The sequence below is a fragment of the Mesorhizobium sp. CNPSo 4671 genome, from assembly GCF_057784245.1.
On record NZ_JBWLUW010000004.1, the window covers coordinates 480,374 to 504,559 of the forward strand.

The 24,186-nt window shown below is 62.7% G+C and carries 24 protein-coding genes and 1 pseudogene; 12 read left to right on the forward strand and 13 right to left on the reverse strand.

Annotated elements, in window-relative coordinates; genetic code table 11:
• Positions 1 to 182: 182 nt before the first annotated feature.
• The 5 genes from dnaJ (at position 183) to AC04SF_RS14375 (ending at position 3,886) form a co-directional block, all read left to right on the forward strand.
• Positions 183 to 1,313, forward strand: coding sequence for a molecular chaperone DnaJ (dnaJ, locus tag AC04SF_RS14355; protein WP_488478333.1), 1,131 nt, complete (start codon positions 183 to 185; stop codon positions 1,311 to 1,313).
• Positions 1,314 to 1,462: 149 nt separating this feature from the next.
• A complete protein-coding gene (gene pmtA, locus AC04SF_RS14360; protein WP_096452236.1) occupies positions 1,463 to 2,068 on the forward strand; it encodes a phospholipid N-methyltransferase PmtA in 606 nt (201 codons plus the stop codon).
• Between the two features lie 206 nt (positions 2,069 to 2,274).
• Positions 2,275 to 2,871, forward strand: coding sequence for an NADPH-dependent FMN reductase (locus tag AC04SF_RS14365; protein ID WP_096452234.1), 597 nt, complete (start codon positions 2,275 to 2,277; stop codon positions 2,869 to 2,871).
• Positions 2,872 to 2,882: 11 nt separating this feature from the next.
• A complete protein-coding gene (gene pyrF / locus AC04SF_RS14370; RefSeq protein WP_488478610.1) occupies positions 2,883 to 3,581 on the forward strand; it encodes an orotidine-5'-phosphate decarboxylase in 699 nt (232 codons plus the stop codon).
• A gap of 17 nt (positions 3,582 to 3,598) precedes the next feature.
• Positions 3,599 to 3,886, forward strand: a complete 288-nt coding sequence (locus AC04SF_RS14375) for a DUF1330 domain-containing protein (protein ID WP_095202930.1) — start codon at positions 3,599 to 3,601, stop codon at positions 3,884 to 3,886.
• A gap of 24 nt (positions 3,887 to 3,910) precedes the next feature.
• Here the strand turns inward: AC04SF_RS14375 and AC04SF_RS14380 are convergent, their stop codons facing one another.
• Entirely contained in the window at positions 3,911 to 4,657 is a 747-nt protein-coding gene (locus AC04SF_RS14380; protein WP_488478334.1) for a GntR family transcriptional regulator, read from the reverse strand.
• 78 nt (positions 4,658 to 4,735) lie between these two features.
• Here AC04SF_RS14380 and AC04SF_RS14385 point away from each other — a divergent pair, with 78 nt between their 5' ends.
• Complete coding sequence (locus AC04SF_RS14385) at positions 4,736 to 5,272, forward strand: autotransporter (RefSeq protein WP_488478335.1); 537 nt, start codon at positions 4,736 to 4,738, stop codon at positions 5,270 to 5,272.
• Between the two features lie 6 nt (positions 5,273 to 5,278).
• On the opposite strand, the gene AC04SF_RS14390 is transcribed toward AC04SF_RS14385, so the two are convergent.
• From AC04SF_RS14390 to AC04SF_RS14420, 7 genes are all read right to left on the reverse strand, one after another.
• A complete protein-coding gene (locus AC04SF_RS14390; RefSeq protein WP_488478336.1) occupies positions 5,279 to 6,352 on the reverse strand; it encodes a D-alanine--D-alanine ligase family protein in 1,074 nt (357 codons plus the stop codon).
• Positions 6,353 to 6,501: 149 nt separating this feature from the next.
• The gene (locus AC04SF_RS14395) at positions 6,502 to 7,383 is read right to left on the reverse strand and encodes an SMP-30/gluconolactonase/LRE family protein (RefSeq protein WP_488478337.1); all 882 of its coding nucleotides are present in this window, start codon (positions 7,381 to 7,383) and stop codon (positions 6,502 to 6,504) included.
• Positions 7,383 to 8,021: a 2-dehydro-3-deoxy-6-phosphogalactonate aldolase gene (locus AC04SF_RS14400; protein WP_488478338.1), complete on the reverse strand. Its 639-nt coding sequence runs from the start codon at positions 8,019 to 8,021 to the stop codon at positions 7,383 to 7,385. The genes AC04SF_RS14395 and AC04SF_RS14400 overlap by 1 nt, the downstream gene beginning before the upstream one ends.
• Complete coding sequence (locus AC04SF_RS14405) at positions 8,018 to 8,968, reverse strand: 2-dehydro-3-deoxygalactonokinase (RefSeq protein ID WP_488478339.1); 951 nt, start codon at positions 8,966 to 8,968, stop codon at positions 8,018 to 8,020. Before AC04SF_RS14405 ends, AC04SF_RS14400 begins: the two co-directional genes overlap by 4 nt.
• Positions 8,965 to 9,732 carry an SDR family NAD(P)-dependent oxidoreductase gene (locus tag AC04SF_RS14410; protein WP_488478340.1) on the reverse strand — a complete coding sequence of 256 codons (768 nt, stop codon included), beginning with the start codon at positions 9,730 to 9,732 and terminating at the stop codon, positions 8,965 to 8,967. The genes AC04SF_RS14405 and AC04SF_RS14410 overlap by 4 nt, the downstream gene beginning before the upstream one ends.
• A gap of 156 nt (positions 9,733 to 9,888) precedes the next feature.
• Positions 9,889 to 11,238: a putative bifunctional diguanylate cyclase/phosphodiesterase gene (locus tag AC04SF_RS14415; protein WP_095202923.1), complete on the reverse strand. Its 1,350-nt coding sequence runs from the start codon at positions 11,236 to 11,238 to the stop codon at positions 9,889 to 9,891.
• Positions 11,239 to 11,390: 152 nt separating this feature from the next.
• On the reverse strand, positions 11,391 to 13,184 hold the full coding sequence (locus tag AC04SF_RS14420) for a GtrA family protein (protein ID WP_488478341.1): 1,794 nt from the start codon (positions 13,182 to 13,184) through the stop codon (positions 11,391 to 11,393).
• Positions 13,185 to 13,348: 164 nt separating this feature from the next.
• On the opposite strand from AC04SF_RS14420, the gene AC04SF_RS14425 reads away from it, so the two are divergent.
• From AC04SF_RS14425 to gshB, 3 genes are all read left to right on the forward strand, one after another.
• Positions 13,349 to 14,338 carry a glycosyltransferase gene (locus AC04SF_RS14425; protein WP_488478342.1) on the forward strand — a complete coding sequence of 330 codons (990 nt, stop codon included), beginning with the start codon at positions 13,349 to 13,351 and terminating at the stop codon, positions 14,336 to 14,338.
• A gap of 3 nt (positions 14,339 to 14,341) precedes the next feature.
• Positions 14,342 to 14,716 (forward strand): GtrA family protein, encoded by a 375-nt coding sequence (locus AC04SF_RS14430; RefSeq protein WP_488478343.1) that lies wholly within the window; start codon positions 14,342 to 14,344, stop codon positions 14,714 to 14,716.
• 73 nt (positions 14,717 to 14,789) lie between these two features.
• Positions 14,790 to 15,731, forward strand: a complete 942-nt coding sequence (gene gshB, locus AC04SF_RS14435; protein WP_488478344.1) for a glutathione synthase — start codon at positions 14,790 to 14,792, stop codon at positions 15,729 to 15,731.
• Positions 15,732 to 15,906: 175 nt separating this feature from the next.
• On the opposite strand, the gene AC04SF_RS14440 is transcribed toward gshB, so the two are convergent.
• From AC04SF_RS14440 to AC04SF_RS14450, 3 genes are all read right to left on the reverse strand, one after another.
• A complete protein-coding gene (locus tag AC04SF_RS14440; protein ID WP_488478345.1) occupies positions 15,907 to 16,218 on the reverse strand; it encodes a hypothetical protein in 312 nt (103 codons plus the stop codon).
• Between the two features lie 46 nt (positions 16,219 to 16,264).
• Positions 16,265 to 17,032, reverse strand: a complete 768-nt coding sequence (locus AC04SF_RS14445) for a nuclear transport factor 2 family protein (RefSeq protein WP_488478346.1) — start codon at positions 17,030 to 17,032, stop codon at positions 16,265 to 16,267.
• Positions 17,033 to 17,235: 203 nt separating this feature from the next.
• Positions 17,236 to 17,670 carry an Rrf2 family transcriptional regulator gene (locus AC04SF_RS14450; RefSeq protein ID WP_488478347.1) on the reverse strand — a complete coding sequence of 145 codons (435 nt, stop codon included), beginning with the start codon at positions 17,668 to 17,670 and terminating at the stop codon, positions 17,236 to 17,238.
• Positions 17,671 to 17,885: 215 nt separating this feature from the next.
• Here AC04SF_RS14450 and AC04SF_RS14455 point away from each other — a divergent pair.
• The 3 genes and pseudogenes from AC04SF_RS14455 to AC04SF_RS14465 form a co-directional block, all read left to right on the forward strand.
• Positions 17,886 to 18,527 (forward strand): annotated as a pseudogene (locus AC04SF_RS14455) (magnesium chelatase domain-containing protein); the annotation flags it as partial.
• A 223-nt stretch (positions 18,528 to 18,750) separates the two neighbouring features.
• On the forward strand, positions 18,751 to 21,108 hold the full coding sequence (locus tag AC04SF_RS14460) for a hypothetical protein (protein WP_488478348.1): 2,358 nt from the start codon (positions 18,751 to 18,753) through the stop codon (positions 21,106 to 21,108).
• Positions 21,109 to 21,261: 153 nt separating this feature from the next.
• Positions 21,262 to 21,942 (forward strand): hypothetical protein, encoded by a 681-nt coding sequence (locus tag AC04SF_RS14465; protein WP_488478349.1) that lies wholly within the window; start codon positions 21,262 to 21,264, stop codon positions 21,940 to 21,942.
• Between the two features lie 119 nt (positions 21,943 to 22,061).
• On the opposite strand, the gene AC04SF_RS14470 is transcribed toward AC04SF_RS14465, so the two are convergent.
• On the reverse strand, positions 22,062 to 22,718 hold the full coding sequence (locus AC04SF_RS14470; RefSeq protein WP_488478350.1) for a hypothetical protein: 657 nt from the start codon (positions 22,716 to 22,718) through the stop codon (positions 22,062 to 22,064).
• Between the two features lie 476 nt (positions 22,719 to 23,194).
• Complete coding sequence (locus AC04SF_RS14475) at positions 23,195 to 24,154, reverse strand: HNH endonuclease family protein (RefSeq protein ID WP_488478351.1); 960 nt, start codon at positions 24,152 to 24,154, stop codon at positions 23,195 to 23,197.
• Between the last annotated feature and the right edge of the window lie 32 nt (positions 24,155 to 24,186).

Below are 24,186 nucleotides of genomic sequence, written 5' to 3' on the forward strand. Positions count from 1 at the left end.
GCCGGGCTTTTTTGCAACCCTTGCCAAAAAAGTGCGGGACCTCTCCAAAAAATGACAGAAAAACCCGGACAGACGCACGCCAGCACTGGCATCCGGGCGGCACCGATCCTAAATCGAAGCAACGTGCCGGCAAACGACGCAACAATGCATCAAGACGTTGAGCATCCGGACAGCGGGAAAAAATGAAAGCTGATTTCTACGAAACGCTGGGCGTACAAAAGGGCGCCGACGAGAAGGAGCTCAAGAGCGCTTTCCGCAAGCTCGCCATGCAGTTCCATCCTGACCGCAATCCCGGCGATCATTCCTGCGAGCACAAGTTCAAGGAAATCAACGAAGCCTACGAGACGCTGAAGGACCCGCAGAAGCGCGCGGCCTATGACCGTTTCGGCCACGCTGCCTTCGAACAGGGCGGCATGAATGGCGGCGCGCAAGGCTTTGGCGCCGGCGGCTTCGCCGACATTTTCGAGGATATTTTCGGGGACATGATGGGCGGGCGGCAGCGTCGTTCGTCCGGCGGCCGCGAGCGTGGCGCCGACCTGCGCTACAATATGGAAATCTCGCTGGAAGAGGCGTTTGCTGGCAAGACCGCGCAGATCCGCGTTCCGGCCTCGATCTCGTGCACGGAATGCTCAGGCAGCGGCGCCAAGCCCGGCACCCAGCCGGTGACCTGCTCGATGTGCCATGGCCATGGCAAGGTGCGCGCCACGCAAGGCTTCTTCTCGATCGAGCGCACCTGCCCGCAATGCCAGGGCCGCGGCCAGACCATCAAGGATCCGTGCCCGAAATGCGCCGGCCAGGGCCGCATCACCGAGGAGCGTTCGCTGTCGGTCAACATTCCGGCCGGCATCGAGGACGGCACCCGCATCCGCCTTGCCAATGAGGGCGAGGCCGGCCTGCGCGGCGGCCCTTCGGGCGACCTCTATATTTTCCTGGCGGTGAAGCCGCACGAATTCTTCCAACGCGATGGCGCCGATCTCTATTGCAAAGTGCCGATATCGATGACGACGGCGGCCCTCGGCGGCTCTTTCGAGGTGACGACGCTGGACGGCAGCCAGACCAAGGTGAAAGTGCCCGAAGGCACCCAGAACGGACGCCAGTTCCGGCTCAAGGGCAAGGGCATGCCGGTGCTGCGCCAGCCCAACGTCGGCGACCTCTACATCCAGACAGCTGTCGAGACGCCGCAGAACCTAACCCGCCGCCAGCGCGAATTGCTGGAGGAGTTCGAACAGCTCTCCTCGCAGGACAATTCGCCCCAATCGAGCGGGTTTTTCGCCCGCATGAAGGATTTCTTCGAATCCTTCGGCGAGAGCTGACTGTGCAGGAACGGCGCAGGAATCGATGAAACGCGCCGCATTTTGAGACGCGACGAAATCTATCTTATCCACGACATGCATCTCGCTACGCCTTGCCTTGCGTCAACCAGGTGTTAAGTAGCTTGCGGGGAGCCTTGAGGAGAGCTTGCATGACACGTGGTCACGGACTGCGGAAGGCGCTTGCCGAAAAGTTCGACGACGAACTCAAATTCTTCAAGGGCTGGATCGACAAGCCGAAGACGGTCGGTTCGATCGTGCCGACCAGCTCGATCACCGCGCGCAAGATGGCCTCGATCGTCAATCCGAGGTCCGGCCTGCCGGTGCTCGAGGTCGGCCCTGGCACCGGCGTCATCACCCGTGCCATCCTTGCCCAGGGCGTGCGGCCCGAAAACCTCTATGCGGTCGAATACAACACGGATTTCGTGCGCCATCTGCGCCAGCTCTATCCCGGCGTCAACGTCATCGAGGGCGACGCCTTCAACCTCAACGCCACACTTGGCGAGAGGAGCGGGATGATCTTCGATTCCGTCGTCTCCGGCGTGCCGCTGCTCAATTTCCCGGTCGCCCAGCGCATAGCCTATATCGAAAGCCTGCTCGACCGCATCCCGGCCGGACGCCCGATCGTGCAGCTGACCTATGGTCCGATGTCACCGATCCCGGCCGGACGCGGCGACTACACGGTCAAGCATTTCGATTTCATCTTCCGCAACATCCCGCCGACGCAGCTTTGGATTTATCGAAGGGAAGCTCACTAATTCCTCGGTACCCCAGAGATCCATGCCGCGACTTCAAAGCGTTGCGCAGTCCATAATTCTGCTCCGCTGCACCCCACGGCCAAGGTCACGGAATGGATCCCAGGGTCTCCGCGACGGAGCTTCGCTCCTGCTTCGTCCGGGGATGACGAAGTTGGCGTTGATTTGATCGAAGCTTGGCTGTACCTGTCCGGGAACAAGGGTGGCCAATGGCAGTGATCCCGAAAATCCTCGTCTTCGCCGGCTCGGTGCGCAGCGGCGCCTATAGCGGCAGGGCCGCCGACGTGGCGCAGAAGGAACTTGCGGTGCAGGGCGCCGAGGTGACCCGCATTTCGCTCGCCGATTATTCCTTGCCTATCCTCGACGAGGATTTTGAGAAGGAAAAAGGCGTTCCCGAGAACGCCGTCAAACTCGGTCGTCTGATCATTGCCCATGACGGGTTGCTGATCGCGACGCCGGAATATAACGGCTCGATCCCGCCGCTGCTCAAGAACACGATCGACTGGGTGAGCCGCGTGCGCCGGGATGGCGGCCGGACGGTCAGGCCGCTTGCCGGCAAGGTTGCCGGCCTATGCTCGTCCTCCAACGGCCACTTCGCCGGCATACGCTGCATCAACCATCTGCGCGCCGTGCTGGTGCGTTGCCAGATGGAGGTGGTGACGCCGGAATGCTCGGTGCCGGACGGCGGCGACGCCTTCGACGAAGGCGGCAATTTCCGTGACGAAAGACTGTACAAATCGATGGAGCACCTATGCCGCACGCTGATCGAAACCTCGCGCATGCTGTCGACCCGGGTCGAGGCGTGATCGCCGCAACCATGCAGGCCCAATCCATGCAAGAGAGATTGATCGTCGGCCTCGACCTGCCGACCGTGCGGGAAGCCGAGCAGGTGGTGCGCGAACTTGACGGCGTCGTCTCTTTCTACAAGATCGGTTATCAGCTGGCCTTTGCCGGCGGGCTCGACTTTGCCAGGGAACTGGCCAGCGGCGGAACAAAAATCTTCCTCGACATGAAGCTGCTCGACATCGACCACACGGTGGCCAAGGGCGTCGAGAACATCGTCAAGATGGGCATGACCATGCTGACCATCCACGCCTACCCCAAGGCGATGCGGGCGGCGGTGGAGGCGGCCAGGGGCAGCGAGCTTTGCCTGCTCGCCGTCAGCGTGCTGACCTCGATGGACGAGCAGGACATGATCGATGTCGGCTATGAGTATGATCCGCACACGCTGGTGCTGCGGCGCTCGGAACAGGCGCTGCATGCCGGCATGGGTGGCATCGTCTGCTCGGCCGCCGAGGCCGAAGCGGTGCGCCGCATCGTCGGCCCCGACATGGCGGTGGTGACACCCGGCATCCGGCCGGCTGGGAGCGACCATGACGACCAGAAGCGTGTGGTGACGCCCGCGCAGGCGATCCGCAACGGCGCCAGCCATCTCGTCGTCGCCCGGCCGATCGTCGCGGCCAGCGACCGCCGCGCGGCAGCGCAGGCGATCCTCGACGAAATGCGCTCTGCATAGAATTTAGGGAGGGAAGAATGCCCAAGGGATACTGGATCGCCCGCGTCGATGTGCGCGATGCCGAAGGCTACAAGGAGTATGTCGCCGCCGCCAAGCTCGCCTTCGATCGTTTCGATGTGAAATTCCTGGCACGCGGCGGCGAGCACGAGTTTGCCGAAGGGCAAGGCCGGGCCCGCAACGTCATCATCGAGTTCCCGTCGCTCACTGCTGCGCATGACTGCTACCACTCGCCGGAATATCAGCGCGCGGTCGCCATTCGCCAGAAGGTCGCCGACGGCGAGATCGTGCTGGTCGAAGGGACCTGAGGCGGGTCAACCGGGGTCGGCACTTTAAACCAAGTCCTGCAGGTTCACGTCGCGCAGCTTGGCTCCGCCAAGCAGGGCACCGACCAGCTGGTGCTTGAGGGCCAGGCACTGCGAGCGGGCAAGTTTCACGATTGCCGGGACGTCGCTCTTCTCGCAAGCCTGCAGCAACTGCTTCTGCTGTTCGATGATCAGCGGCATGAAATCGCGCGACTTGAAGCCGAGATGGAGCGCCCGTTCCGACTGGTCGAGGATCTGGCTGAGAAGCTGTGCCAGCCGCAAATTGCCGGAAAGCTCGGCGATCGCCAGGCGAAAGGCACGATCGGCGGCGAGGAACGCAACCGGGCTGCGCAGCGTCTCGGGCTTCAGCACCTTTCTGGCCGCCAGCCTGATCTCGTCCAGGCCGCGCTCTGTGATGCCCGTCGTGGCAACCCGGAACACTTCGGGCTCGACCAGGCTGCGCACATCGAAGATCTCGTTGACGTCGCGCAAGGTCAGCGTCGTGATGACATAGCCGCGGCGCGGCTCGCTCCTGACCAGTCCCTCCTGCATGAGACGGGCGAGCGCTGAGCGGATCGTCGCCTTCTTGATGCCGTAGCGGGCCTCAATCTGCTTTTCGGTCAACGCTTCACCGGGCGACAGGACGCAAGCGACGATATCGCTCTTCAACTGCTCGTAGGCCTGTTCGCTGCGCAGCAGATCCGCTGTCGACAGCGCTGGTGTCCCGCCTGAGGAAGCGGGCGATTTCAGTGGCGTGGCTTTTGTCGGCTTCATGCGTCTCTCGCTTCGCATCGGCCTTGACATTGGCCATCTTAGCTATACTAACTGAGCATCTCAGTCAGGAGCTGTGGCATGCCTCTATCCGCCGACTCCCCTCTCTACCCCGCCATCACGGATATCGTCAACGCGGCGGCAGGCGCCCATCCCTTCAATGCGGTCAAGGCTGTCCTGGGCGACTATACCAACCGCTTCCATGTGCTCGGCGGACTTGTCCATGAGGAGGATGAGGACGAGCTCTTGCTGCATGCCAGCCCGAAGCTGACGATCTACCACATCACGCTTTCGCCCGGGGTGCAGTATCCGCCGCATAACCATTTGATGGACGCCCTGATAGGCATCTATTGCGGCGGCGAGACCAATTTCATCTACCCGCTCGCCGGCGAAGAGGTCGATGAGCCGGAGCGGCAGGATTTTTCGGCGCCCGCGCTGGTGCACATGTCTTCCAACACCATTCACTCGGTCGCCAACACCGGCAGTGCCCGTTCCGGCGCCCTGCATGTCTATCTCGGCGATCTGCCAGGCACCGACCGCCAACTGTGGAGCCTGGCCGACAACCGGCCGGAGCCGTTCGACAACATCAGGTACATGGCCGGCGCGCGGCCCATATAGGAAAGCCTAGCCGCCCCGATCCTGCGCGATAAGCCGGTTCGCGGCGGTTTCGGCCATGGCGTCGGCAAGCTCCAGGCCCCATTGCGACCGGCAGTAGGCGCGGAAATCGAAGCAGGGAAGGCCGGGGCAGACTTCGAACTCGATCAGGTGGACTGTGCCGTCGGCCTCGACGCGCAGATCGACGGAGAACACGTCGCGGAGGCCAAGCCCGCTGATCAGCCGCCCAGCGATCGCTCTGATCCTGGCGTCGGCCCCCGGCTGGACGTCGGCGACGGCAGCAAGTTCCGGTTCGGCATAAAGTCCTGCCGCCTTCGCCGCCTCGCCGGTTTTGCCGTAGAGCGCCATGCTGTCCGCCATGGTCTGGAAATCGCCGCCGGAATCGACAAAGGCGATGCCGAGCGCTTCGACGCCGGTTTGCGGCGTCAGCCCGAGGAAGCTGGCGCGCACGTTGCGGCCGGCGACATAGGGCTGCACGACGACATCGTCGCGATAGGCGGCGAAGACGCGCCGGCTAAGCTCCAGCGCATGATCGATATTGCTGCTGCGCGAATCCGGCCAGATGCCGATCTTGGCGCCGAGCCGGTTGGGCTTGACGAACCAGCCGGCGGCGGAAGCCGGCGGCTCGACCAGCCATTTGCCGTCGCGGGCAAGGCCGGCCTGCGGCACCGGCAGGCCGAGCGCGCCAAGCACGGCGCCGGAGCGGAACTTGTCCTGGCAGAGCGCGAACAGCGCATCATCGGCACCGATCGTCCGCAATCCCTTGAGCCGGGCCAGCGCGGGCGCGGCGCCACCGCGGAAATAGGCGACGCCGTCGGACAGCGTCCAGACCAGCGTGCTTTGCGCATCCGCACCCGCCAGCGCCTCGGCGGCATCATCGAGCGCCACCGGCGCAAAGGCGAGACCGCGTGCCGCGCAGGCGGCGGCAAGTGCGGCGAAGTCGGGAGCGATATCCGTCGATTGCGCCAGGTAGGACGAGATTTCGATGGCGCGCTGCGGTGGGTAGCCGTCTGATATCAAACGGTTGAAGCAAGCCTTTTCGGGCTCGTAGACAAGGATCAGCTTTGGCTTGCGGCTCGACATCAGATGAACGGTTCCCGGCGATGCGATTGCCTACCATCGCACGGCCGAGGCAAACGGCTTTCGCGAAACCGACCCAAACCGGACGCCTGCGTGACAGCACCGCCGGGAGCGGCGCCGATCGCCCAGTCTGTTCAGATGATCGGCTCTGTTCAGGCGATCAGCACGCGCGGCTCGAAGCGGCCATTGACGGGAATGTCGAGCAGGAAAGTCATGCCGCCTTGCAGGTCGAGCAGGCGCTGCTTCTCATTCTTGCCCGACCAGGCCGATGTGACCGCCAGCCGATCGGCGTTCTTGCCGACGAAGGCCGGGCAGGATGGCTGTGTCACCGGCATGGCGACCGTGCGGACGAGCTTGCCGTCGGGTCCATAGGCCTCGATGACACTGCCGCCCCAGACGGCATTCCACAGTATGCCGTCGCGATCGAGCACCGAACCGTCGATATAGCCCTTGGCGGAACGGTGATCGACGAAGATCTTAGGCTCGCCGGCAGGCAGGCCGGTCGTCGGGTCGCAGGCGACACGCATCAGCAATCCGGTCGAGGTGTCGGTATAATAGGCAAGCGCGCCGTCGGCGGAAAAGCAGATCGAATTGGAGACGGTGATATCCGAAAACAGGCGGCGCAGTTCGCCCTTGAAGAACCAGTAGATCGAGCCGGCGCCCTTTTCCTCGCCCTTGCCCATCGTGCCGGTCCAGAGCGCACCGCAGGGATGGACGCGGGAATCGTTGGAGCGGGTGACAGGATTGTCAGCCTCGATCGGCGTGTGCAGCGTCATCTTGCCGGTCGCAACGTCACGGACAAAAAGTCCGGTCTCGGTGGCGATCAGCTGCCGCTTGTCGTCGATGATGGCGATGGCACTGGCCATCTGGCCGAGCTCATGGACCTTGGTCGCGCCGCCGGACAGCTGCTTCTCCAGAAGCTGGCCGTTGACGATGTCGAACCAGAACAGCGCATCGGTGGCGGGATCGTAGCTCGGTCCTTCGCCGAGTTGGCAGACATGGTCGGAAAAAACCGAAACGATCGCTTCACTCATCATGCCTCTCCAAACACCGCATCCCAGGCAACGACGGCGGCGTGCGCACGTGCCGCCACATCATCGACGCTCATGCCGGGCTTGAACAGGCTGGAACCAAGGCCGAAGACCGTGACGCCCACCGCCTTGTAGCCGGCAAAATCCTTCTCCGAAACGCCGCCGACGGCGCCGACTAGGGTCTGCGCCGGCAGCACCGCCCGGATGGCCGAAATGCCGCCCGCGCCGAGCGCACTCGCCGGAAAGAATTTCAGCGCCGAGGCGCCCAGGCGGATCGCCTGGAAGGCCTCGGTCGGCGTGAATACGCCGGGCATGGTCACCATGCCGTAATGCATGGCGCGCACCATCACTTCGGCATCGATGTTGGGACTGACCAGGAGCCGCCCACCGGCCTTGTGCAGGCCGTCGACATCGGCCGCCGTCAGCACCGTGCCGGCGCCGACCAGGGCTGACTTCGGCAGCACTTCGGCAATCCTGGCGATCGACGAGAAGGGCTCGGGCGAGTTGAGCGGCACTTCGATCGCCTCGATGCCGGCGTCGAACAGCGCCTGCCCCATCGCAATCGCTTCCGCGGGTTTGAGCCCACGCAGGATGGCGACCAGCCCACGCTTGAGTTTCGGAAAGGCTGCGGTCTGTGTCATTTGGCGGCTCCAATCATGCCGTTCTCGCGCGCGGCCTCGATGAGGCCAGCGCGCACCGCTTCATCGGCATCGACGGTGCGGACGGCAAGCCCGGCAATGTCGAGTGCGGCTTGGTAGAGCACAGCGAGCGCACCCGAGGCAATCAGCACGACCGGCGCATCGCCGGCGCCATAGCGGCGCTTCGCCGAGGCGATCTCACCGCCGATCAGAAGCCCGGACAGGCAGGCCGCCGCATCTTCCGACTTCAGGTCCTGCAGGAGCCCGGCGGCGCGGATGGCAAACAGTTTCGAGGTGACGTCGCCACCCTCGCCAAGCGCCCGTTCGCACCATTGCCGGAAGAACGGGCTGTCGCCCGTGACCGGAGCCGGATGCTCGCCCAGCGAATGCTTGAGGATCGAATGCGCTGAAAGCACCGAGAACAACTCGCCGGTCGGCCATGTGCCGAAGCCGGCCACCGCGCCGTCCTCGACCAGCACCCATTTCGAATGGGTGCCGGGCATACAGGCGAGATGCCGCCCGTTTGCCGGCAAACCAGCACCGGCAAGCTGTGTTTCCTCACCGCGCATGACATCCGGCGCGTCGGCCAGGCGCTGGGCGAGACCCGGCACGATGCGGATATCGCGTTTCCGATCAGCCACGCGGGCGGCACCGCCGAGGATGGCGCCGATCGGCGCCGGCACCGTCACGTACGGCGCCTCGATCCAGCCCTGGCGGGAGCCGGCCATGCCGCAGATGATGACCGGCAGCGCGTCGGGCGCGCCCATGGCGGCCAGATGGCCTTCCAGCACGTTCGAAAACCCTTTTTCGCGCGCGGTGATCAGGCCGTCATCGCCGCGGCGCTCGGCAAGCACCTTGCCACTGCCGTCGATCAGCCATGCCCGAAGCCGGGTCGTGCCCCAATCGAGTGCGGCGACCGCCGGAGCGTTGCTGGCGAACCCTGGGCTCACAGAAAACCTCCGTCGACGATCAGCATCTGCGCGGTCAGCATGCGCGAGGCATCCGAGGCCAGGAACAGCACCGTGCCGACCATGTCGTCCGGCCGCATGACCTCCTTGATGCACTGCTTGGCGACATGGGCGGCAAGCGCCCCTTCGGTCACCCAGCGTTCCTGCTGCCGTTCGGTGATCACCCAGCCGGGCGCGACGGCGTTGACGCGGATGCGGTCGGGCCCGAGCTTGCCGGCCAGCCCCTTGGTGAGGCCGAGGATACCCGCCTTGGCGGCGGTGTAGGCCGGCATGTCGGGATGGTTGATGAGATAGGATGTCGAGGTGAAGTTGATGATCGAGCCGCCGCCGGCCCGCTTCATGCCCGGCGCCACCGCTTGCGCGGTGAAGAAATGTGGCCTGAGGTTAATCGCCTGGTTGTTGTCCCAGAACTCCATCGTCACGTCCTCGACGGCGTGGCGCTCGTCCCAGGCGGCGTTGTTGATCAGCACCGTGACATCGCCATGCGCCTCCGCCGCCTTGGCCGCGGAGGCGCGCAGCGCCTCGACGTCGCGCAGGTCGGTCTTGAGGTAGAGCGGCCGGCGGCTGAACTCCTTCTCGATGCGGTCGGCAAGCAGCGTGCTCGGGCTCTCGGCGATGTCGATGAAGGCGACATTGGCGCCCTGGCGCACAAAACCCTCGGTCAGCGCCGCGCCGATCCCGGAACCGCCGCCGGTGATCAGCACCGAGGCACCCCTAAGGTCGGCAAAATCCGCCGATGGCATCATCTTTCTCGTCTCCCAGCGTGAACGGCGCGCATCCTAGCCACGCAAGTCGCGCGGGCAAGGGCGAAACGGCGGATTTGCAGGCTTATGTCAGACAAAACGACAATGCGCCGCACTCGGCGCAAAGTCGCGACGGCCGGACAGCGCCGAAATCGCCGGTCAGATCGCCTTGGCGCGCAGCGCGCCGCGGAAGGAATCGCGGAGATAGCCGAGCGTGGCGTCGGCATCGACCGGCTTGCCGAACAGATAGCCCTGCCCGCCGGCGCAGCCGAACTGGACCAGGCGGTCGGCCTGCGCTTCCTCCTCGATGCCTTCGGCGACCACATCCATGCCCAAACCTTCGCACATGGCGAGAATGGCGCGGATGATGTGTTCGGACGGGCGGTCGTCGAGGATCGAGGAGACAAAGGCGCGGTCGATCTTGAGCTTGTCGAAATGGAATTCGCGCAAGCGGCCAAGCGAGGACTGGCCGGTGCCGAAATCGTCGAGCGAGACGCGGATGCCGACGCGCCGCAGATCCTCGACGATCTGCGCGGCCGAGGCCGGGTCGTTCATCAGGCCGGTCTCGGTGATCTCGATCTCGAGGCGGCGCGGATCGAAGCCGGTGCGGTCGAGGATCGCCAATATGTGCAGGCCGGTGTTCTGATCGACGAGCTGCGACGGCGACAGGTTGAAGGACAGGAACAGGTCGCTCGGCCAGCTCCTGGCGGCTTCGGTCGCCTTGCGCAGCACCAGCTGCGACAGCGGACCGATGATGCCGCGTTCCTCGGCGATGGGAATGAAGACGGTCGGCGGGACGGCGCCGAGATCACGATCGGTCCAGCGCGCCAGCGTCTCGAAGCCGATGGTGCGGCGCGTGGTGAGGTCGACGATCGGCTGGAAATGCGGCTCAACCTCACCGGCGGAGACGGCGCGGCGCAGGGCCTGCTCGATGCGGGTGACGCGCTTAGCCGCCTCTTCCATCTCGCGTGTGTAGACGACGACGCGGCCACGGCCGGAGCGCTTGGCGTGGTAGAGCGCCGTTTCGGCCTTGTTGATGAGTATCTCGGTGGTCTCGTCGCCGGAATAGAACAACGAGCAGCCGACCGAGGCCGACAGCCTGGCGGTGCGTTCGCCGACATCATAGGGCGCCGACAGGATCTCGATCAGCATGCGGGATTTTTCCGCCGCCGCTTCCTCGGAGAACACCAGCGGATAGAGGAAGGCGAATTCGTCGGCGCCGATGCGGCAGACCGTCGAATGGCCGTCCATCGAGGCGCGCAGCCGCATGGCGACCTGGATCAGGATGTCGTCGCCGGCCTTGTGGCCAAACAGATCGTTGATCGGCTTGAAGCCGTCGAGGTCGAGAATGCCAACGGTGAAAGGGGCGGGATCGTCGGCGCGGTCGCTGATCAGGCGATCGACCTTGTCGAAGAAGCGGCGATGGTTGCCAAGCCCGGTCAACGGATCGGTGAAGGCCAGATCCGTGCTTTCCCTGTTTGCCTGACCGGTGCCAAACGAAGTTTGCATCGGTGTCCCTGTTTGCGACGTCGGATTTCTTTCCAGACTGGCAGCAAACCCTTTAGGAAACGTATCCCCAAATCGATTATTCGCGGGTAAAATGCATTGCCTTGGGGAAGGTCGATGCGACTGGGGTCAACCCCTTGTTTTCAGACCGATCTTCAGCCGTTTGGCCGGACCCGATAGAGCTCGAGCGGGGCGCCGCGCGTCTCCGCCACCGGCTCCAGCCAATCGGGTACGCTGCCGCGCATCAGCCCGGCGAGAAAACCGTCCGGCGCCTTGGCCGCGAACAGCCGGCTTTCGGTGTTGCCGCGGCAAAGCGCGACAAGGCCGACATGGTGGCTTTGGACGATGGCTTTGGCGTCGGCGGCCGAGCCCAGCAAGGCATCGAACACCAGCAGGTTTCCGGTGACGTTGCGATGGTAGGGGCCGGCGAACACGCGATGGCCGGTGAAAGCGAGGATCGGCGAGCCGAGATTGGAGATGGCAAGCACCGTGGTGGGGGCCATCGCGCCAAGTGCCGCGAACGAAGCCTTGCTGTTGCAAGGCGCATCGATGCCGGCGTCCTTGGCAGGTGTGCCGGTTTCGAAAGCGTTCGATGCGGCTTGAGCGGCGCCCGACCAGATTGCATTGACCGAGATCACCCAGGCCGCGGCCATCCTGAGCACCGAGCCGCTGGATGGGTTGGCCTCGGCCCGCTGCCGCCATTTGGCGATCCAGGCCGAAAGCGGGATCACCGCGAAGGCGATGGAGAAGGTCGAGCCGCGCACTTCCCAGGCGCTGACCAGGACCGCGACCACCAGCAGCGCGCCGACGGGGCTGTCCTGCCGCCGCCAGCCGCCACGGCTGAAGTGAAGCGCCATCAGCACGATCGCCACCAGCGGCGTGGCAAAGCGCGCCACCGCCCTTGCCGGGTCATCGGAAACGAGCTGGACGATCGACTGCGCCTCTTCGATATAGCCGAGCCACATCTGCTGCAGGCGCGGGTCGAGATGGGCATAGGGTGCCGCCAGGCATTGCGGGAACAGCAACGCGACGACGAGGGCGAGCGCGGCGGCAAGCAGGCCAAGCGCCATTAGGCGCCGGGTGGCCGTGGCATGGGCGGCCCTCAAGGAGGCGATGACCGCCAGACCGGCGCCGGCAAGCCCGGTAACCGCGAACTGCACGACCGAGAATGTGTCGCACTGGGCCTGGCCCCAGGATGAGACGGGGACGGTGGTGACGAAGACGAGAGCCGAGACCCCGGCGACGCCGAGGCCGAAATCCCTGGCGATCAGCCTTTCGCCGTCACCCTTGACGAGGAACAGCAGCGCGACGACGGCGCCGAGGGCGCCGGCATAGGGAGCGCTTTCCATGCCGATGGCCAAGGTCAGGGTGGCACAAATGCCGGCGACAAGGGCCGCCAGCCGGCGCGTGGGCGCCTCGAGCAGCAGAACGAGGCTCGCCAGCGTCAGCATCAGCTGAACATTGTGGTGATCGAGCGCACCGGGCGAAAAGATGCCGATATAGTACAAGGCCGCCCCGCCGACGACGGCAGCGGGCAGCACCGCATGCGGGCCGGCGGAAGCGCGCGCGGCGCGGATGATGAAGAAGATGGCGAGAAAGAACTGCAGGGTGGGCCAGAGTATCTGCACGATCTGTTCGGACAGGGCAGTGCTGCCTGTGAGGGTCGAACCGGCAAGGATGGCAAGCGCCAGCGGCGCGTCGAGCAGCCGCGACCAGTGCATGACGAAGCCGCCTTCCAGCCCCATCCTGTACTGGTGCAGGTCGAACCAGCCCTGGCCGGCCATGAGGTCGCGGACTTCGACCAGTTGCAGCAGGCTGTCATTGTCACCGGCCGGATTGGCCAGTTGCGCGAACCCGGCATAGGCATTGAGCGCCAGCAGCAGCAAGGCGGCAAGCAGCGCGAACGCGATATCGGACTTCCCCGTGGAAGTTCCCGTTGCTGTGCCCATCCCGATCGCCCCTGGCGGGAATGCCGGGCCTTTCCAAGCCAATCGACACTCATGAAGTCGGCCTTAAACCTAGCCTTAACGGCTTCAATAAATAGTAAAACCGCCTGAACGAGGCCGGTTTCCGGCGCGCGACCGTATGGTCGACAAGGCATTCGGAGACGAAAATGCCGCAAGACCCTGTCATCGCCGTCCTCCTGCCTTGCTACAATGAGGAGCTGACCATCGCCGAGGTGGTGCGGCGGTTCCGCGAGACGCTGCCGGCCGCCACGATCTATGTCTATGACAACAATTCGAAGGATCTGACGGCGCTCCGCGCCCGCGCGGCCGGCGCCATCGTCGTGCGCGAGCCGCGCCAGGGCAAGGGCAATGTGGTGCGGCGGATGTTCGCCGACATCGACGCCGACATCTATTTGATGGCCGATGGCGACGGCACCTACGCGCCCGAGGACGCGCCGCAGCTGATCAACACGCTGCTGACCGAGCGAAGCGACATGGTGGTGGGCACCAGGCGCGGCGTCACCGACGATGCCGGCCGGGCCGGCCATGCCTTCGGCAACCGTGCCTTCAACAGTCTCTACCAATGGCTGTTCGGCAGCGATTTCAGCGACATCTTCTCCGGCTACCGCGTCTTCACCCGGCGCTTCGTCAAGAGCTTTCCCGCCGTCTCCGGGGGCTTCGAGATCGAGACCGAAATGTCGGTGCATGCTTCGCAGCTCAAATTGCCGGTCAGCGAGATCGCGCTCGACTATGGCCGTCGTCCGGAGGGCTCGTCGTCGAAGCTGTCGACCTTCCGCGACGGCGCCAAAATTCTCTGGATGTTCGCCATGCTGGTGAAGGAGACGCAGCCGCTGCGCTTCTTCGGCGCCTTTTCGCTGTTCTTCCTCGCCTCGAGCCTGTTCCTGATGGCGCCGGTGCTGGTCGAATTCGCCGAAACCGGCCTCGTGCCGCGCATGCCGACCTGGGTGCTGTCGGTCGGCCTGCTGCTCTTGTCGATGCTGGCGGCGGTGACCGGACTGATCCTCGATTCCGTCTCGCGCGGGCGCGCCGAACAGAAGCGTATTTTCTACCTCTCCATGCCTTCCGGCCGTGTCGAGCGCAGCGCCACCGAGGTGGTGCGGAAGCCGCAACCGGGCAAGACCCCGCGCGCGGCCTGAACGATGCAACGCCTTGTCCGGTTTGTCTTCGCCGGCGGCATTGGTTTCGCCGCCGACGCGGCAGTGCTCTGGCTGCTGCTGGCCATCACGCCGCTCGGGCCGTTCGTCGCCCGCATGCTGTCGATCGGCTTCGCGCTCTGCGTCACCTGGCAGATCAACCGGTATCTGACCTTCTCGCCCTCGCGCCGTGGCGTGGCAGAGGAGGGCGCCCGCTATAGCGGCGTCGGCATCGCCACCAGCGTCGTCAACTATCTGGTCTACTCCTGCATCCTGTTCGCGGTGCCCGCGGCCCCGCCTCTGGCCGCGCTTGCCGTCGCCTCGCTGGTTGCCATGGCGCTGTCCTTCCTCGGTTATTCCAGACTGGTCTTCGACCGTTAGCGGCGTTGCCCGATTGGCAGAAGGCGCGCCGACCCTTATATCGCTCTCTCGTCGACTGCGCTGGGGATCCGCCATGAAGTTGAAAATCGCCGTCCAGATGGACCATATCTCCACCGTGTCGATCGCCGGCGACACCTCGTTCGCGCTGTCGCTGGAAGCGCAGCGGCGCGGCCATCAATTGTTCCACTACACGCCCGACCGGCTGTCGCTGCGCGACGGCAAGGTGTTCGCCCGCATCGAGGAGATGCAGGTGCGCGACGACAAGGGCAACCACTATTCGCTGGGCGAGAAGGTGCGCACCGACCTGTCCGAGCTGGACGTCGTCCTGCTGCGCCAGGATCCGCCCTTCGACATGAACTACATCACCACCACGCACATCCTCGAGCGCATCCACCCGAAGACCCTGGTCGTCAACGATCCGGCCTGGGTGCGCAACAGCCCGGAGAAGATCTTCGTCACCGAGTTTGCCGATTTGATGCCGGACACGCTGATCACCAAGGATCCGCTGGAAGTTGCCGCCTTCCGCAAGGAATTCGGCGACATCATCGTCAAACCGCTCTACGGCAATGGCGGCGCCGGCATCTTCCATCTGCATGAGGCCGACCGCAACCTCGCCTCGCTGCTCGAAATGTTCGGCCAGCTGTTCCGCGAGCCCTACATCGTGCAGCGTTACCTGAAGGATGTGCGCAAGGGCGACAAGCGCATCATCCTGATCGACGGCGAACCGGTCGGCGCCATCAACCGGGTGCCGGCCGAGCACGATTCCCGCTCCAACATGCATGTCGGCGGCCGCGCCGAAAAGACCGAGCTGACAGAACGCGAGCGCGAGATCTGCGCCCGCATCGGGCCGTCGCTCAGGGAGCGCGGCTTCATTCTGGTCGGCATCGACGTCATCGGCGACTACATGACCGAGATCAACGTGACGTCACCGACCGGCGTGCGCGAAGTGCAGCGCTTTGGTGGCGCCGACATCGCCAGCCTGTTCTGGGATGCGGTCGAGGGCAAGCGGAAGTAGCCCGTTTTCATTTCGTATTAACCATGTTCCGTTTCCGCAACCGGACGCAATCCAGCTGCAACCCAAGCGGTCGCATGTTCGTTCAACGTTCCTGATTTGATCGAAGGCGTCTTGCGGCCCGTGCTCGCGGATATCGGCCGCCTGGCCAGAACCCATGCGCCTACGGCAGCATCCGCTAGGAGCGAGGCCCGCCGCCGCCTGAGCGCGTCATCACCATGCTGCCGGGCTTTATGGCAGCCATGAAGGCGGAAGCCGCGGATGCGTTGGAAAAAGAGGCCATGGATGCCTCTGCATCCGCAACGCTGGCCCATTGCACCACAACGCGCCAGGTCCCGTTGTGCCCAGCCTCGGATTGCCGCGAAACAAACCCCGGCTGTAGCGCGACGTGTTCACGTTCGACGGCCTGGTCAAGCGCGGCGAATTCCTCGACAGATACGCCGTCCCTGATCGTCAGGGTCACGACCTCAAAGACGGGACCGGTCGTCATGGCTTGCTCCGGGAGAATGGGGGCGCCGTTCGGCGCCCCACTTTGGTCAGAAGCCGAACTTGCCGTTCTGGTTCTTCCACTCCGCCTTCGCCGGGATGGTTTCGATCGTATCCCAATGCTCGGCAATCTTGTCGTTCTCGACGCGGAACAGGTCATAGAAGGATGTCGGCGCGCCACCGAAAGTGCCCTCGGCTACGGTCAGCACAAAGTTGCCCTCGCCCAGCACCAAGTGGATGGTGTCGTACTTCATGGTGATGCCATTGGCGGCCATAGCCTTCAGCGCGGCGCCCAGGCCGGACAGGCCATCACCAATCTGCGGGTTGTGCTGCAGATAGTTGTCGCCATCGACATAACCGGCCAGCTTTTCCATGCGGCCATTGACGAGGATGTCGTCGACAAACGCACGCACCAGGGTCTTGTTGGCCCCGGTCCGTTCGATGTCGGCGGCTGCGGTCGGGCCGTCCGTCATCGTATGACCGCTCGGATTGGGGCCGGCCGTCTTCTGCAGATTGTCCCAATGCTCGACGATCTTGCCATCCTTGAAGCGGAAGATGTCGAAGCCGATTTTGGGGCCGAAGAAGTTGTAGTCGGTGTGGGCAAACACAAAGTCGCCGTCCTGGAATACGCGCACGGTGTTGACCTTGGCCGAGCCCGGTGGAAGTGCCGCCAGCGCTGCACCGAGGCCGGCGATGCCATCCGCGATGGCCAGATTGTGCTGGGTGTAGCTGCTGGTGTTGATGACACCAACAGGTTCGGCGGCGCCGGTCTCGATGGCCTTGAGCAGATCGACGACCTGCTGTTCTTGAATGGTCAATTTTTGATCCTCCGTGTGAGCGTAAGCGGCCGGGGTGGAGAACACGACGGGCGCGACGGGCAGCAGTGAAGCCGCAAGGGCAAAGCCGATGGAACGATAGAACGGACGCATATATGTATCCATCTCTGTTACAGATAAGTATGTATCTATTCTAGTCACACTTCTCTGTAAAGAGGCTGGAAGCAACATTTTGGGCAACCGGTCTAGGCCTTGGCAGCCAGCCGGTTTTGCGCCGCCACATCATGCGCCATGTCGGCTATCGTGGTTTGGGCAAGCTGATCGCGCAGCGCCTGCTGGGCAGCGGCGATACGCGTCTTCAGAACCGCATTGATGTTGCGGCCAACAGGGCATTGCGGGTTTGGCTGATCGTGCAAGGCAAAGACTTCGCCGTCATCGTCGATGGCGCTGTAAACGTCGCGAAGCGTGATCTGGTCGGCAGGCCGCGCGAGCAGAGCCCCGCCCCCACTTCCCATCTGCGACGTCGTCAGACCCGCCTTGGCGAGTTGCGACAGGAGGCGGCGGATCAGTGTGGGATTGGTGTTCACACTCGAGGCGATCACCTCGGACGTCGCGGGCTCACCGGCCAGGGTCTCGATGAAGGTCAGGATATGCGTGGCGACAGCAAGGCGGGAGTTCATGGCAGCGTCCAAAGTTGTGTAACCAATGTAGTCACAGAGAGGTAAACCAACAAGCCAGCACCGAGAAGGGGCAGACCGTTTCCCTGCCAACGGGTCCGCCTATGTTCCCGTATTGTTCTTGATTAACCCGAAAATCTGTGGTTGTCTAAGGTGGCATCGTTCACGGCCCGGTCGCAACGGCCGTGGACGAACCGGCATCCGGGGGTTGAAACAAAATGGTGGCGCGGGTTCGCACGGTCGCTTTCCAGGGCATCGAGGCCGTGCCGGTCGACGTGCAGGTGATGATCGCGCCCGGCAAAGTCGGCATGCAGATCGTCGGCCTGCCCGACAAGGCGGTGGCCGAAAGCCGCGAACGCGTGCAGGCCGCGCTCCATGCCTCCGGCCTGTCGATGCCGTCGAAGAAAGTGACGGTCAATCTGGCGCCCGCCGATTTGCCCAAGGAAGGCAGCCATTACGATCTGCCGATCGCGCTTGGCCTGATGGCCGCCCTTGGTGCCATTCCGGGCGACATGCTGGCCGGTTATGTCGTGCTTGGCGAACTCTCGCTCGACGGCACCATTGCCGCCGTCGCCGGTGCCTTACCGGCGGCGATCGGCGCCAATGCCGAGGGCAAGGGTCTGATCTGCCCATTCGCCTGCGGCCCGGAAGCGGCCTGGGCCGGCAAGGATTTCGACATTCTGGCGCCGCGCAGCCTGATCGCCATCGCCAACCATTTCCGTGGCACGCAGGTGCTGTCGCGCCCCGAAGCCGGCATCCATGCCGCGGCGCGCGACCTGCCCGACCTTGCCGACATCAAGGGCCAGGAGACGGCCAAGCGGGCGCTGGAAGTGGCGGCGGCCGGTGGCCACAATCTGCTAACATTGTGGCTAATTAAACGGCGAGATGGGATTTCTGCCGCCGGGGGCCGTCACTGAGCTCCTTTTAGTCAACCTGTTGCTAGCAAGAAGCCGCTCTCGCGCATTAGGCATCCCAGCTTGTGGATCTCATATCCGCAGTTGAGAAACGGATTCGCGCGATCAGCGAATCGTCTAATAGACCGCTGGCCTGCACTCATGCCCTTGCCTTGCTTCCTGACTCGATATGTCGAAAACCTTAAATACAAAGGTGATGGTCCGAAAACTGTCGGACTTTTGCCAAGTCCGCGTTGCGCCCGTGCTGCCTCCCCATGATGCAGAACGGGTTCGATTGTATTTGGTCGATCTATTCAACGCACGCACGCGTCCACCGACCCTAAGCCGAGGATACGACTGGCTGGCGATAGCCCATCAGTGCGGGATCCCAATTGAACAAGTCGGCGTGGCAAGAAAGGTCATTGAAACGGCGCTTGATGCTATTGTTCGAGCACTTCGCGATCTCCCCCAGGGTCAGAAAACGCCAATTCAGCGGCCCATTCGGCCGACGATCATCGAAAGAGTGCCGCGGAGTTTGTCGAAAGTCCCGAAGGCAAAGACGAGGCCGGTTCAGCCGGCACAAACCAATCCGTCTCGGCAGTCCGAGCATCGGAAACCTGGTGTCAGGCCGCGCGAGATAGAAGAGTTTCCAGCTCCGAGGTCCTCAGCATGGGTTGACCCTGAATCGTTCCGAGAAGCTCTGGAACTGCAGATGCTGCGTCATGGCGACAGCTGCTGGCATTTGCACCGTGCGATCGTCAAAGACGATGAGACCTTCGATCGCTCCACGATCCGACATTGGCTAGCGGGAAACAAAGTGCCGCGCAGCGTGGCGAGCATCGAGTTTCTGGCCCGCATTGAGCGGCGGTATCGGCTTCCAGAAGGGTATTTCAAGGGGAAGCTTCCGCATCGAGCACGGTCGGCATCCGGGCATATTCTCGACGACGTAGGGACGGCAGAACGCCGCCGTCTTGCGTGGCATCTCCCCGACGACTTCAATTCCCGTCCGGCTTCCGAACAAGAAGAAATCCTAGAATGGGTTCGGCGTGTGATCATTGCTGGTTCAACCGACTATCGACGTTTCCAACGGGCGGCGATGAAACAGCGCTACGCTATCCGGTTCCCTGGTGTTTCCTATGGCAGAACTGAGTTGGCCGAGCCAGATGATGCGGACGACCTCCACACTAGCGAGCACGGTCAGGGGTCGTTCACTGATCCGGATGTATTTTCTGGCGTGATTGATGCTCCGCCCACGCTTGCCGTCGAAATGGCGGAACTCATCCGTTTTAAGACCGCTACGCTAACGGCCTTTGGCCTTCAGCGTCAGGGGGTCTGGGGAGAGGAGACGACATCCCAGAAGATTGAGCACCTCGGGCTGATGTTCGGCGCCCTTGCAGCCCATCCAAAGGGACCGGTGCGCGGGTATGGCATCCCCTATCAGCACCTTTCATTCGGCATGCTGGTCTTCCCGTCGGTCTGGGACTGGTACTTGCAATGGAGAGAGCGGCGGCGCGGTTTCTATACGAGCTGGGAGGTGGATATGCTTCGCATTTCGCTCGCCCTGACCCGTAGGGACACGGGCTGGCTGCGGCAACATCCGAAGTTGGGCGCGAGGGTTCGGCCGGTCCCCGGCTTGATCTCACAACAAGACATCGATCAAGCTCTAGGGGACTGGGATCACGCTTGTGACGTTTACTTCAAACACGCGACCTCCCGTGCGAAGGAAATCCAGCGCGTTGCTCGTGTCCATCGGGACCCGTTCGAACCGATCTTGGCCGTCCTGGAAGCTGACAGCCCCGTTGGTGAATATCGCAAAATTACCGAGGAGATTCTGAAGCTAATGCCCGATGAACGGATTTATCGTCGCGCGGCAGCAGAATCCATACGATCGTTCTTGATGTTGCGCCTAGGACTTCACCTCGGCCTCAGACAGAAGAATCTGCGGCAGTTGATGGTTTGCAAGCGCGGGCATTTGCCGCGCTCCGAACGTCAGCTTGCGGATATGAAGCGGGGGGAAATACGCTGGAGCGAACGAGATCATGGCTGGGAGGTTCTCATCCCATCGGTAGCGTTCAAGAACGCAAACTCATCCTTTTTCGGAAGCAAGCCCTTTCGGCTGGTCCTGCCAAATCTTGGCGGGCTTTACGATCATATCGAGGCCTATGTCGATCGCCACCGACGTATCCTGATGGCGGATGCTGACGACCCAGGAACGTTCTTCGTCAAGACGGTGAAGGCGACAAGTAGGGATGCAGCTTACGACCAGAACAATTTCTACGAAGCATGGCGACTGATCATCCAGCGCTATGGGATATATAATCCCTATACCAAACGCGGCGCGATAGCTGGCCTGCTCCCACATGGTCCGCACAATGTCCGCGACGTCCTCGCAACACACATCCTCAAGCAGACCGGCTCTTATGAACAGGCGAGCTACGCCATACAGGACACACCCGATATGGTCGCCAATCACTACGGACGCTTCTTGCCTCAGGACAAGGCAGCCCTGGCGGCGAGGATACTGAACCAAGTGTGGGAAGCCGCGTGATGGCCAGCGCGCGCTAACATTGTGGCTAGTTAATCGAGATTTCAGCGCAAGCTACTAACAGCTGATCGCGCAAAGTAGCCAACCAATCGGCGTATCTCAGGTCGCGCTAATTCCAAAATGCTCGTCACGCGATGGTTTTGACAGGTTTTGCGATTGTCGAACCGGGCCGCTACGTCGGTGGTTGCTTTGAGGCAACCCACGGGTATCCTCAACACCATGGTGAGACACGATCTTGAACAGAAGTTGATGCGGCGGCTGGTCGACGGACTTGCAGGCTGGGCGACTTACTATCAGGCTTGCGGCGCTGGCCGGCACTACAACGAGCATCTGTTTTATCAGCACATCGATGCGATCGCGTCTGGCCGTGGCTGGAAGGTCAGCCAGCAGCATTCACTCATCCGACCGGCCAGCCTTGGCGCGCCGCCGACCATCGATTTCATCATCTCGCGCAAAGCGGGCGAGACAGGGTCGCGCGCCGGCCTCATTTTTCTTGAGGTCAAGTATCTGCGTGGCGACAATCCTTCGCAGGACTTGGAGCAATTGAGGCGCGACATCGTTAAGTTGCGAGGTCTTAAAGCGATCGGCCTTCAGAACAATCAGCGTATCGTTCAATGCGGGGAGCCCGCCCGCTTTCTCCTCATCTGCGCGCAAGAGGTCGGGCTCGACGCGATTGCCTCCTGCGTGTCGCGGACTAACGGCGGCATCGCCAAGATGATCGGCAAGGCGCGAGTCGGCAGACCCCGCAACATCTATCGCGCAAGCATGGAAACCTACCTGCGTGAAGAGCTCGAATGGGTCGTCATCGCCATCGGCGAGCCCCGCTGGCCTCGCTAGTTGTCATATGAGGCCAAGGCGGCGCGGCAGGTCCCGATGGGCAATTGTGTCCAAAGCCATGCTTTCTGCCAACGCCGCCTCAGCCTCAAAAAGGGCCTGTAACGACCGCCTCCTCCGGCCTAGTCGTCGTAGTACATTGACTCATCCACTTGGCCCGACGTTTCCAGTTTAGGCCTGAGAAAGGCAACACGGCCGGGGAGGCGCGGAAACGTCATCACGGTGGTGAAGCTAATCTTATCTCCATGAAATACCCGGTCCTGATCACTCTCGCCGTTGAGCGACCCCGACAAGGTCGCCACCATCGCTTCCTCTCCATCGGCGCATTCGACCTCATCGATGTAGAGTTCGTCAAAATATGCGTTCGTGGTAGCCATCTCCCCGGACAACGCATCTTCAATCATCGTCGGGTCGCGCTGCACAAAAGAGTTGATTTCATCCCCAAGATCTCGGGAATCCCAAACTTCGCCCGTGAAATCACCTTGCTGTTTCAGGAAATTGGATATCTGCCGAGCAAGATTGTACGCGTTCGGCAATAGGGCAGGAAGGTTCTGAATCTGCTGCAATCGCTGATCCATTAGGGCGAGATTGGGGATTAGAATTTCCGCCTCTCCGATGGCCCCAAGCGGATATGGGCTTTCGGAACGAAGCGCTGCGGCGGTGCCGTAGCCGAAATATGCCGCTACGATTTCGTGGGCATGGCCTGCTTGCAGCTTTTCGCCCGTCAACAGACGATGATTTTCGCGCAGATGGTCTGCGCATTCCTTATGAAGAGACATAGCAAATCCAAATCACTCCGGCGTCTTGAACGGGTGGTCACAAGCGCTTGATGTCCACCTTGCGCCGGCTGATTGGTTGCCGTTAAGGTGTCGTCAGTGAAGAATTTGCCGCCTTTAGGGTCGCTTGCAGCCCAGGCCGTCGGCTCCGACTCAAAGTATAGCGCCTTAGCTGCGATTCGCGCAACAGGTCTATTCGGGGGCGGCGATGGAAAGAAATCGACAATATCGAATTCTATAAATCGCGCTCTGGACAATGGGCTGGCACCTGCGATTTTCGAAGGCAGCTGCTTTAGCGATAACTGCGCGGGACGGGTTGTCGGCCTCAGAACCGGCGGCGCAATGATGCTAGTGGCCAATTATACGGCGGGCGGTCGCGGCGAAACCCGACTGAAAAGGCACCAAGCTGCTCGTCCAAACTCCTACTGGAATGACTGCCGAAAGAAGACAAGCAGCAAATGACGTCACCGGATAGCGGCCTACAGCTCGTCCCTGAAGACTGCTGCCCACTGCTTCACCAGCTCGGAGAATGGTGACCTAGGTTCACCCAGCGCCGTTATCTCCGCCATGATTCGGTCGGCCATCGCCCTCAGCCGGTCCACCGCATCCCGCATGAGGTTAGCCAAGGCGCCGCCTTGAGCAAGCGCCTCCTCTAGATCATCCGCGAGGGTCGAAGCGTCGATCAGGAGTAAGGCCAAAAACTCCAACCGACGAAGGAGTCTGGTGCGCTCTTGAACGAGCGCAAGTCGATTGAGCCCAAAAACCTGTATGGACAGCGCGCCACGTACGCTCAGTTCGGCAGCCTGCGCGTGTGCGATGATGGCCTCAGCGTCGGCGGTGAGCGCCGGAAGCGCCGCGGACGCACCGTCCGCGGCCAGTGGCAGGATCAATCCAACGTGCTGGCGCCGATCAATCCAGTACCGCAGGTGATCCTTCGCAAGGTCCTCACACGGGTTAAGGAGCAATGGTCGCTCAGCGGCGAGAAGGCGCGCGCGGTCACGCTCAGAAGGCTCTGCAGTGACCCGTACTCCTTCTATGGGGAAGCACGCTTCCTTGCCGGTCTTGATGCTGAGATAAGCACCCCCTCGTGAGGCATTCGCCATCGCGGTGAGGCTGCGCAAGTCGCCCGGCGTCTGCTGGAACCTTCGTCGGTTGCAGTCGATGCAGCTCGGCAGCAGATTCTCCCAATCAGCAGCCAGCCACCAGTAGCCTCGGTGCGCGGGCTCGCCCTCCACCTCACCCTTCGGACGAAAGTGCTCAATATCCACCGGGCCTACGACGTCGTAGCGGGCCTCACAATAAGCACACTTGCCATGAAACAGAAGCTGCAGCGTATGCCGAACGTCGTCACCCTTGTAGGCTCCGAAGTCAAAAGACTTTCTGTGGCCCTTGGCATCGTACTGGATCGGTCCACCGAAGAACGTTCGTGCTCGCGCCAACTCATTCGCCCCTGCCCTTCCTGGGCCTGTGA